Annotated in this window: 4 protein-coding genes and 1 pseudogene; 3 read left to right on the top strand and 2 right to left on the bottom strand. The window is 69.9% G+C overall.

Translation table 11 applies throughout. The features are described 5' to 3' along the window. Positions 1–31 precede the first annotated feature (31 nt). Positions 32–7,570: an amino acid adenylation domain-containing protein gene (locus tag ACLML9_RS24775; RefSeq protein ID WP_411947774.1), complete on the top strand. Its 7,539-nt coding sequence runs from the start codon at positions 32–34 to the stop codon at positions 7,568–7,570. On the opposite strand, the pseudogene ACLML9_RS24770 reads toward ACLML9_RS24775, so the two are convergent. Together ACLML9_RS24770 and ACLML9_RS24765 are read right to left on the bottom strand one after the other, a co-directional pair. Beyond that, a pseudogene (locus ACLML9_RS24770) lies at positions 7,567–7,872 on the bottom strand (zinc ribbon domain-containing protein); the annotation flags it as partial. The gene ACLML9_RS24775 and the pseudogene ACLML9_RS24770 overlap by 4 nt on opposite strands. Before the next feature lie 12 nt (positions 7,873–7,884). Next, positions 7,885–8,826, bottom strand: coding sequence for an RNA-guided endonuclease InsQ/TnpB family protein (locus ACLML9_RS24765; protein WP_411947773.1), 942 nt, complete (start codon positions 8,824–8,826; stop codon positions 7,885–7,887). A gap of 143 nt (positions 8,827–8,969) precedes the next feature. Between ACLML9_RS24765 and ACLML9_RS24760 the strand changes: the two genes are divergently transcribed. Then, positions 8,970–9,959, top strand: coding sequence for an ATP-binding cassette domain-containing protein (locus tag ACLML9_RS24760; protein ID WP_411947772.1), 990 nt, complete (start codon positions 8,970–8,972; stop codon positions 9,957–9,959). Positions 9,960–10,069: 110 nt separating this feature from the next. Then, positions 10,070–10,858, top strand: a complete 789-nt coding sequence (locus ACLML9_RS24755; protein ID WP_411947771.1) for an ABC transporter permease — start codon at positions 10,070–10,072, stop codon at positions 10,856–10,858. Positions 10,859–10,918 lie beyond the last annotated feature (60 nt).

The raw sequence follows: 10,918 nt of genomic DNA, 5'->3' as shown, positions 1-10,918 counted from the left end.
GCCCGCGTACATGGTCCCCGACGCGGTCACCGTGCTGCCGGAGTTTCCGAAGACGCCCGCGGGCAAGCTGGACCGTAAAGCGCTGCCCGAACCGGTGTTCCTGAACACGGGGACCACCTCGCGCGCCCCCGCCACCGAGGCCGAGTGCCGGGTCGCCGAGGTCTTCTCGGAGGTGCTGGGCTGCGCGGTGACCGGCGCCGAGGACCCGTTCTTCGACCTGGGTGGCAACTCGCTGCTGGCGACCCGGCTGGTCGGTGAGCTCTACGAACGGTTCGGGGTGGACCTGCCGGTCCGCGCGGTGTTCGAGGCCCCCACCGTCGCGGCGCTGACCGAAGAGTTGCTGCGGACTCCGGCCACCGCCCGGGTTCCGCTGACCGCCTACGATCCGCGGCCGGCGCGGCTGCCGTTGTCGCTGCCGCAGCAGCGGCTGTGGTTCCTCAACCGGTTCGCGCCCGAGTCCAGCGCCTACAACATCGCGTTCGTTCTCGATATAGACGGTGCGCTGGACGTCCCCGCGCTGCGGGCGGCGCTCGGCGATATCGTCGAACGGCACGAGGTCCTGCGCACCGTTTTCCCCGCCGATGCTGACGGCGCCCAGCAGCGTATTCTGCCCGCGGCGTGGGCACTGCCCACCCTGGAACTACAGGAGACCGATCACGCGGGCGCCGACGCCGCGCTCCGGGAAACCGCCACCACCGGGTTCGATCTCACCGTGGGAACGCCGCTGCGGGCGATACTGCTGCGCACCGGGACGGACCGCTACCGGCTCGGCGTGGTGCTCCACCACATCGCCGCCGACGGCTGGTCGATGGGGCCGCTGATCCGCGACCTGGCGCTGGCCTACCAGGCCCGCCACGCCGGGGCCGCGCCGCAGTGGTCACCGCTGCCGGTGCAGTACGCCGATTTCGGTCTCTGGCAGCGGGAGCACCTCGGTAGCGAGACCGACCCGGACAGCCTCGCCGCCCGCCAGCTCGGCTACTGGCGGGACCAGCTCGCGGGCCTGCCCGACGAACTACCCCTGCCCTACGACCGGCCCCGCCCCGCCGAACCCGAGCAGACGGCCGCCTCGGTCCACCGGCGTATTCCGGAGCCGGTACGCGCCGCTCTGGCGGAATTGGCCCACGCCCAGGGCGTGAGCCCGTTCATGCTCCTGCGGTCGGCGCTCGCGGTACTGCTGCGAGCGGTCACCGGCGGCCGGGACATCGCCATCGGCACCCCGGTCGCCGGACGCACGGACAGCCGGCTCGGCGAACTTGTCGGGATGTTCGTCAATACCCTCGTGCTGCGCTCGCCGGTCGATCCGGCCCGCCCGTTCACCGACCTCCTGCGCGGGGACCGGGATACCGAACTCGCCGCGCTCGCGCACGCCGATATCCCCTTCGAACAGGTGGTGGCCGCGCTCGGGCACGATCCGCGCGCCACCGCGCGCCACCCGCTGTTCCAGGTCGCGCTCACCGTGCAGGACACCCCGGTGCCCGACCTGGCACTGCCCGGGCTGGCCGTGCGGGCGGCCCCGCTCGATATCGCGCGCGCCAAGTTCGACCTGGAGCTGCGCGCCGGTGATCTCACCGACGGCGACCTCGAATTCGTCTATGCCGATGAACTGTTCGACGCGGCCACGGTCGAGACGCTCGCGGACCGCTTCCTGCGGGTGCTCGCCGCGATCGGTGCCCGGCCCACCGTGCCGGTCGGCGATATCGACACCCGCACCGATGCCGAACGCCACACCCTGTGCCCGGCCCGCGGCCCCGCCCCCGGCATCCCGCGCACCCTGGGCGCCCTGTTCGGTGCCACCGCGCTCGCCCACGGGCCGCGTCCGGCGCTGTACGAGGACGAGACGGTACTCACCTACGCCGACCTCGACCGTCGCGCCAACCGCCTGGCCCGCGCGTTGATCCGGCGCGGACTCGGTACCGGCGACAAGGTCGCCCTCGGGCTCACCCGGTCCGCGGATTCGGTGACGACCATGCTCGCCGTCGCCAAATCCGGGGCCGCCTTCGTGCCGGTGGATCCGAACTATCCGGCCGAGCGCGTCGCGCATATGCTCACCGACTCCGGCTGCGCGGTCGGTATCACTCGCAGCGGGCACGCCGAACGGTTGCGCGCGGCGGGTGGCAGCCAGATCGACTGGCTGCTGCTGGATTCCCCCGCGGGCCGCAGTGAGATCGGCGGTGAGGCTGCGGGCCCGGTATCCGACGGCGACCGGCTGCGCCCGGTACGGATCACCGATGCGGCCTACCTCATCTACACCTCCGGATCCACCGGGAAACCCAAGGGCGTCACCGCGACCCACGGGGCACTCGCCGATCTCGCCGACGAGTTCCGGGACCGGCTGGCGGTGAACCCGGCCGCGCGCACCATGCATTTCTCGTCACCGAGTTTCGACGCGGCGGTCCTGGACCTGCTGCTCGCGATCGGGGCCGGCGCCGCCATGGTCATCGTGCCGCCGGAGGTGTACGGCGGTGACGAACTGGGCGAATTCATGACCCGCACCGGGATCACGCACACCTTCATCACTCCCGCGGCGCTCGCCACCATCGACCACGAACGCTGGCCGCTGCCGGCGCTGCGGGGTCTCATGGTCGGCGGCGAGAACGTCGGCCCGGAGCTGGTGTCGCGCTGGGCGCCCGGCCGTCGCATGTTCAACGCCTACGGGCCCACCGAAACCACCGTCGTGGTCTCGGTGACGCCGATCGCCGCCGGGCACCCGGCCGGGCTGGGTGACCTCATCCGCGGCACCCGCGCCCTGGTGCTCGACGAACGTCTGCGGCCCGTGCCCGCGGGGGTCCCCGGTGAGCTGTATCTGGGTGGTCCCGGGCTGGCCCGGGGCTATCACGAACGTTCCGGGCTCACCGCGGCCCGGTTCGTGGCGGACCCCTACGGCCTGCCCGGCGCGCGGCTCTACCGCAGCGGCGATGTGGTGCGCTGGACCCGCCACGGCGGGTTGCGCTATCTGGGCCGCAGTGACAACCAGGTGAAGATGCGCGGCTTCCGGATCGAGCTCGGCGAGATCGCCGGCGCGCTCACCGCGCATCCGGCGGTGCACTTCGCTCATGTCGAGGTGCGCCGGCTCGGCGATTCGGACCGGTTGGTGGCCTACATCCATCCGGCCGATCCCGCGCGGCGCCCCGAACCCGAGGAACTGCGCGACCATCTGAGCAGCCGCCTGCCGCGGCATATGGTTCCGGCCGCGTTCACGCTGCTCGACGAGATCCCGCTCACCCCGGTGGGCAAACTGGATATCGCCGCGCTGCCCGAACCCCGGGCCCTGCCCGCCACCGCATCCGGTCGCGCGCTGGGTTCGGATACCGAACGCCGGGTCGCCGCCATTATGGGTGAGCTGGTGGGCGCGGCGGTTACCGCCGCGGACGAGAGTTTCTTCGATATCGGCGGCAACTCGCTGCTGGCCACCCAGCTGGTGGGTCGCCTGGACGCGGCCACCGGAGTACGGCTGCCGGTGCGGGCGGTGTTCGCCGCCCCGACGGTGGCCGAACTCGCGGCCCGCCTCGACGGGGAATCCGCCGGCACCGGGGCCGCCCTGATGCGCCGGGAGCGGCCCGAACGGATTCCGCTGTCCCCGGCCCAGCAGCGGTTGTGGTTCCTCAACCGGTTCGGCGGCTCGGACACCGCGGGCGGCGCGTACAACATCCCGGTGGTGCTGCGGTTGCGCGGTCCGCTCGATCACGCGGCGCTGCGCGGCGCGCTGCACCGGGTGCAGGAACAGCACGAGACCCTGCGGACGGTGTTCCCGGAGATCGACGGGGAGCCGGTGCAGCGGGTGCTCGACGCGGCCGATGCCGCGGTCACACTGCACGCACCGGTGGCCGGCGACGCGGGCCACGGGGCGGCGATCGAACGGTTCATCACCCCCGGATTCGACCTGTCCACCGACATACCGCTGCGGGCAGCGCTTTTCGTGGTGGCGCCGGACGAGCACATCCTGGTGCTGGTGGTGCACCACATCGCGATGGACGGCTGGTCGCTGGAACCGCTGGCCGCCGACGTGGCGACGGCCTACCGGGCGATCCGGCTCGGCGCCCGGCCCGACGTCGATGCCGAACAACTCCAGTACGTCGACTACACCCTGTGGCAACGGGAACTGCTCGGCAGCGAGGACGATCCCGCCTCCCCGATCCGCCGGCAGCTCGACTACTGGCGCACCAGGCTGGAGGGCCTGCCCGAACTGCTCGCCGTCCCCGCCGACCGCCCGCGTCCACCGGTGCCCTCCTACCGCGGCGGCACCGTCGAACAGCGGGTCGACGCCGGGGTGCACCGGGAATTGCGCGATCTCGCCGCGCGCCACAACGTGAGCCTGTTCATGGTGCTGCATGCCGCGCTGGCGGTGCTGCTGCACCGGCTGACCGGCGTCGGCGATATCGCCGTCGGCACCCCGGTCGCCGGCCGGGGGCGGCCCGAACTCGACCGGATGATCGGCATGTTCGTCAATACGCTGGTCCTGCGGACCGCGGTGGACCACAACGATCGGTTCACCGATCTGCTCGAGACCGTGCGCGATACCGATCTCGATGCGTTCGGGCACGCGGAACTGCCGTTCGAGCGACTGGTCGAGGTGCTCAACCCGGTCCGTTCCCAGGCACACCACCCGCTCTTCCAGGTGATGCTGTCGGTGCGCGACGAACCGGTACGCGCCCTGGAACTTCCGGGTCTGAGCATCGAGGCGATGGATATCGACGCCGGTATCGCCAAATTCGATCTCCAGTTCACCCTCACCGAATGCCGCGGCGCCGACCGATCGCCGGACGGTATCGGCGTGGCGGTGAACTACAGCGGGGATCTTTTCGACGAACCGACCGCGGCCCGGCTCGGCCGCCGCCTGGTCCGGCTGCTCGGCGCGATCGCCGCCGACCCCGCCGTGGTCATCGGTGACCTGGAACTACTCGAGCCGGCGGAATGGTCGGCGCTGGCGCCGCTGCGTCGTGCCGATCCGGACCAGCCGTGCACCCTGGCCGAGGTCTTCGCCGCCGCGGTGCACGTCGACCGGCAGGCGGTGGCGCTCGCCGGTGCGGGCGTGGAGGTCACCTACGATGCGCTCGACCGCTGGAGCAACCGGCTGGCCCGGGTGCTGGTGGGTTACGGCGTCGGGCCGGAAACACTGGTGGCGCTGGGCATTCCGCGGACGGTCGAATCCGTGGCCACGGTCCTGGCGGTGACCAAGACCGGCGCCGCCTTCCTGCCGGTGGATCCGGGCTACCCGGCCGCGCGCATCACCCATATGCTCTCCGATTCCGGGGCGGCCCTGGGGCTCACGCTGGCCGAGTACCGGGAGCAGTTGCCCGAGGGGGCCCACTGGCTGGCCCTCGACGATGCCGAGGTTCGCGAACAGGTGCTGCGGGCGTCCAGCGCTCCACTCACCGACGCGGACCGGATCACCCCGTTGCGGATGGACAACCCGGCCTACGTCATCTACACCTCCGGTTCCACCGGAACCCCCAAGGGTGTGGTGGTCACCCATCGCGGACTGTCCAATTTCGCGGCGGAGACGGCTCACCGCTTCGACGTCCGGCCGGGCAGCCGCATCCTGCACTTCGCGACCCCCAGTTTCGACGCCGCCATGCTGGACCTGCTGTTCGCGCTCGGCGGCGCGGCCACCCTGGTGCTCACCCCGCCGGGGGTGGTCGGTGGCGCGGAACTGGCCCGGGTACTGATCGCGGAACGGATCACCCACGCCTTCATCACCACGGCGGCCCTGGCGACGGTGGATCCGGAAGGCGTCACCGATTTCCAGCACGTCCTGGTCGGTGGCGAGGCCCTGCCGGCCGAAGTGGTGGCGCGCTGGGCGCCGGGCCGCAACCTGCACAACGTCTACGGCCCGACCGAAACCACCATCGTCACCGTGATGTCGCCGCCGCTGGTACCGGGTGGTCCGATCCCGATCGGTGAACCGATCCGCGGTGTCGCGGCCATGGTGCTCGACGCCCGGCTGCGCCCGGCGCCGCTCGGGGTCACCGGCGAGTTGTATCTGGCCGGCGGGGCGCTCGCCCGCGGCTACCACGACCGGCCCGGGCTCACCGCCCAGCGTTTCGTGGCCAATCCCTTCGGCAAACCGGGGGAGCGGATGTACCGCACCGGCGATCTGGTGCGGATCCGCACGGCGCGCGACGGTGGCCCCGGCGATATCGAATACGTCGGCCGTACCGACCATCAGGTGAAGATTCGCGGTTTCCGGATCGAACTGGGCGAGATCGACGCGGCGCTGAGCCGGCATCCGGCGGTCGAGTTCTCCTACACCGCCGGGCATCGCACGGCCGCGGGCGCGACCGCCCTGGTGTCGTATGTGAAGGCCGCGGCGGGCGCCACCGCCGCCGAACTCACCGCGCATGTGTCCGAACTGGTGCCCAATTACATGGTTCCGCAGTCGATCATGCTGATCGACCGGCTGCCGCTCACTCCGGTCGGCAAACTCGACCGGTCCGCCCTGCCCGAACCGGTGTTCACCGCCGCGGAGGGTTACCGGGCGCCCGCCAACCAGGTGGAGGCCGCGCTGTGCGAGATCTTCGCGGAGGTCCTCGGGGCCGACCGGGTGGGCGCCGGGGACGGATTCTTCGAACTGGGCGGCAATTCGCTGCTCGCCACGAAGGTGGTCGGCCGGGCCCGCGAGGCCGGGTACGACCTGCCGATGCAGCTGCTGTTCGGCGAGTCCACCCCGGCCGCGCTGGCCGCCCGGCTCGGCGACGGCACCGCCGCCGATGCCATGCAACTGGCGCTGGCTCCGCTGCTGCCGTTGCGCCCCGGCACCGGTACCGGCCGGCCCCCGCTGTTCTGTGTGCATCCGGCGATCGGGTTGTCCTGGTGCTACGCCGGCCTGCTCGCCGAACTACCCGCCGACCAGCCGGTATACGGCCTGCAGGCGCCACAGGCGAGCGGTGAACCGGGATTCGGTTCGATCGGCGAAGCGGCCGAGCACTACATCGCCCATATCCGGACCGTGCAACCGCACGGGCCCTATCAGCTGCTCGGCTGGTCGCTGGGCGGTCTGATCGCGCACGAGATCGCCGTGCGATTGCAGGCGGCCGGCGAGGAGGTCGCGCTACTCACCATGCTGGACAGCTACCGGCTCTCCGACGATCTGGCCACCGAAGCCGTGCCCGGCGTCGCCGAGATCCTCGGCGAATTCGGCGGCGATCTCGTCGCAGACGGAGCGGAACCGACCCTGGCCGAGGCCGCCGAATTGTTGCGGTCGCGGCCCGGCCCGTTCGCGGCACTCACGGTGGACCATCTGGAACGGCTGTACGCCGGCTACGCCGACGGCACCGTCCAGGCCAATGGTTTCCGGCCCGGTGTGTTCGACGGCGATCTGCTGTTCTTCGCCGCCGGCACCGATCCGGTGAACCTGGCCGCACCCGATCGTCGCCCGGAGGCCTGGCGGGGCTTCGTCACCGGTGCCGTGCACGCCCGGGAACTGGCGTGTACACACGCGGAGATGACGACCCCGGAATCCCTGGCCGTGCTCGGACCCGTGCTCCGGGAACACCTGCGCGGGCCGGACACGACGTCACAAGCCGGTATCGAAAACGAAGGAGAACGCTCATTGACTTCCTCCAGGCCCTAAAGGACCGGAATTCTCATCCGGCTCACACCGGACAGTTCCTGCTTCGTAGCCGACAACCGAGGGGAGGCCCCTTGCGGATTCACACCAGCTCCACAGGCATCGCCGGGGGTTTCCCCGGCTACCGCACGACCTGCGGCAAGAATGTTCTTCGCGGCGTTGATATCCCGGTCGTGCCGGGTGCCGCAGTCGGGGCACGCCCAGTAGCGCACCGACAGTGCCAGGCTGGACGACAGATGCCCGCAGTGCGAGCAGGTCTTGCTGGACGGGTACCAGCGGTCGATGACCACGACCCGTTTGCCCGCGCGTGCGGCCTTTTACTCCAGTTGGCGCCGGAACTCACCGAGTGCCGCGTCCCGCACCGCACGGTTGAGCCCGGCTTTGGCACGCACATTCCGGCCGGGCTTATCGACGGTCCCCTTGGCGCTGCGGGTCATGCCGGAGATGTTGAGGTCTTCGATCGCGATCACATCGTTTTCGCGAACCAAGCGCGTCGAGGTGCGGTGCAGGAAGTCGGCGCGGGCGTTGCGGATCTTGCGGTGCGCCCGCGCGACCATGGCCTTGGCCTTCCGCCGGTTCGCCGACCCTTTCTGCTTCCGCGCCATCCGGCGCTGATACCGGGCGAGGTTGCGGGCCTTGCGGTCCAGGCGGCGGGGGTTGGCGATCTTCTCTCCGGTCGACAGGACAGCGAAGTCCTTCACCCCGAGATCCACCCCGACCACGCGGCCGGTGTCGGGCAGCGGTTCGGGATCGTCGGTGTCCACCGCGAACGTCACGAACCACCGGCCATCCGCTTCCCGCGACACGATCACCATCGTCGGATTCAGCGTCGCCAAGATCTCCGAGGCCCAGGACCACACGAAATCCAGCGGTGCCGTGTGCTTGGCCAAGGTCAGCTTGCCGTCACGAAGGCGGAACGCGGACCGCGTGTAGTGCGCGGACTGACGACCGTTGCGGGACTTGAACCGTGGGTACCTGGCTCGTCCGGCGAAGAAGTTGGCGTAGGCGGTGTGCTGGTGGCGCAGGGTTTGCTGCAACGGCACCGAGGAAACCTCGGACAGGAACGCCAGATCCCCGGTCCTTTTCCACGCCGTCAGGGCGGCGTCGGTCTGTTTGTAGGAGGTTTTCGCCCCGTGCGCACGGTAGGCGCGGTGCCGGGCATCGAGGGTCTTGTTCCAGACCAGCCGCACACACCCGAACGTGCGGCCCAGCTGGGTCGCCTGCTCGGTATCGGGGTAGGCCCGGACTTTGTACGCCATCCGCACAGCGGAATTCTTAACACGGAGCACCGACACACATAAAGAAAGAAGGTTGGCATGGCAACCGCTGATCGCGTTGACTGCGGAATCGAGGCGTTTCCTCCCGGCTCTGAAGGACGGGGCTTCCACGCTACGGAGATCCGGTGAAGCCCGCGGTACAGATCACCGGTCTGGTGAAGTACTACGGCCGCGTCCGCGTTTTGGACGAGGTCGATATCGAAATCCCCGAAGGTACGGTGCTGGGGTTGCTCGGTCCCAACGGTGCGGGTAAAACCACCGCTGTCCGGATCGTCACCACCCTGCTGCGCCCGAACGCCGGATCCGTCCGGGTCGCGAATGTCGACGTCCTGCACGATCCGGCGGCGGCCCGCAAACTCATCGGATTGTCCGGCCAGTACGCGGCGGTGGATGCCAATCTCACCGGCTACGAGAACCTGCGGATGGTCGCGCGGCTCTACGGGATGTCGCGCGAACGCGCGGTCTCGCGGGCCCGGGAACTGCTCGGGGAATTCGGGCTCGAGGATGCCGCGGACCGCCGGGCGGGAACCTATTCCGGCGGGATGACCCGGCGCCTCGACCTGGCCGGTGCCCTGGTCGCCCGTCCACCCGTGGTGGTTCTCGACGAACCGACCACCGGACTGGACCCGCGGGCCCGCAACGATATGTGGCGGGTTATCGGCGAACTCGTCCGCGACGGCACCACAGTTTTGCTGACCACCCAGTATCTCGAGGAAGCCGACCGGCTGGCCGACCAGATCACCGTGATCGACAAGGGCCGGGTCATCGCCCGCGGTTCGGCCGACGAACTCAAATCCTCGATCGGCGGAGACCGGCTCACCGTCACGCTGAGTCCCGGACAGGATCCGGCGCCCGCACTGCGGGTCCTCGCCGAGGTCGGAATCGGCGAACCCGCACACGAGGCGAGCGTCGACGAGGTGTCGGTGGTGGTCGGTGAGGGTTCCCGCACCATGGTCCAAGCCCTGCGCCGGCTCGATGACGCAGACGTGAACGTCGTCGACGCCCGGGTGCACCGGCCCAGCCTCGACGACGTTTTCCTGTCCATCACCGGCTCCCCGGCAGCGCCGGAATCCGAGCCGGAAATCAGCGACGTCCCCGAGGAGATCATGTCGTGAGCACCGCAGAAGTGGCGGTCGATCAAAGCACCGGCCCGACCGATGAGACGGAGGGGGAACTGTCACACGCGCCCGGCTCGCACCGGATTCCGAAGTCCACGGAGCCGCGAATGCGTTTCTTCCGCGACAGCGCGATCGTCGCGCATCGCAACCTGATCACCATCATGCGGGTGCCGACCTTGCTGGTCACCGCCACGGTCCAGCCGCTGATGTTCGTCTTCCTGTTCGCCTACGTGTTCGGCGCCTCGCTGGGTGGTGGCCAGTACCGGGAATTCCTCATCGCCGGAATCATGGCCCAGACCGTCGCCTTCAGTGCCGCGTTCACCACCGTGGGGCTGGCCGGCGACCTGGAGAAGGGCATCATCGACCGGATGCGCTCGCTGCCCATGTCCCGGCTGGCGGTGCTGATGGGTCGCACACTGTCCGATCTGGTGGTGAGCATGGTCAGTCTGTTGGTGATGACCGTGTGCGGGTACATCGTCGGCTGGAGCATCAACGGGAGCCTGGCCGAGGCCGTACTCGCCTACACGGTGATCCTGCTGTTCGCCTTCGCCATGTCGTGGGTCGGCGCGCTCACCGGTCTGCTCGCCCCGAACGTCGAGGTCGCCCAGAGCGCCGGGCTGATCTGGCTGTTCCCGCTGTCGTTCATCTCCTCGGCGTTCATCTCGGCCCAGACCCTGCCCGAGCCGCTGGCCACCATCGCCGAATGGAATCCGATCACCGCGGTCGCGGCGAGCGGACGGAAACTGTTCGAGAACAGCGCGCCCCCGATGTTCCCCACCGCGACCGGCTGGCCGGCCGAGCACTGCGTCGAGTACGCGGTCCTGTGCTCGGCGGCCATTCTGCTGATCGCGATGCCGCTGGCGCTGTTGCAGTACCGCCGGGTGGCCAGTCACTGATCACGACAAAGGCCGTGCCCCCCCGGAAAACGGCGGGGCCGCCCAATGTATTGCCCATAA

The organism is Nocardia sp. NPDC002869, assembly GCF_046764065.1.
Taxonomy (GTDB): domain Bacteria; phylum Actinomycetota; class Actinomycetes; order Mycobacteriales; family Mycobacteriaceae; genus Nocardia; species Nocardia rhamnosiphila.
The sequence above is the reverse complement of the archived record's forward strand: the minus strand, read 5'-3'. Positions and strand labels throughout refer to the sequence as shown.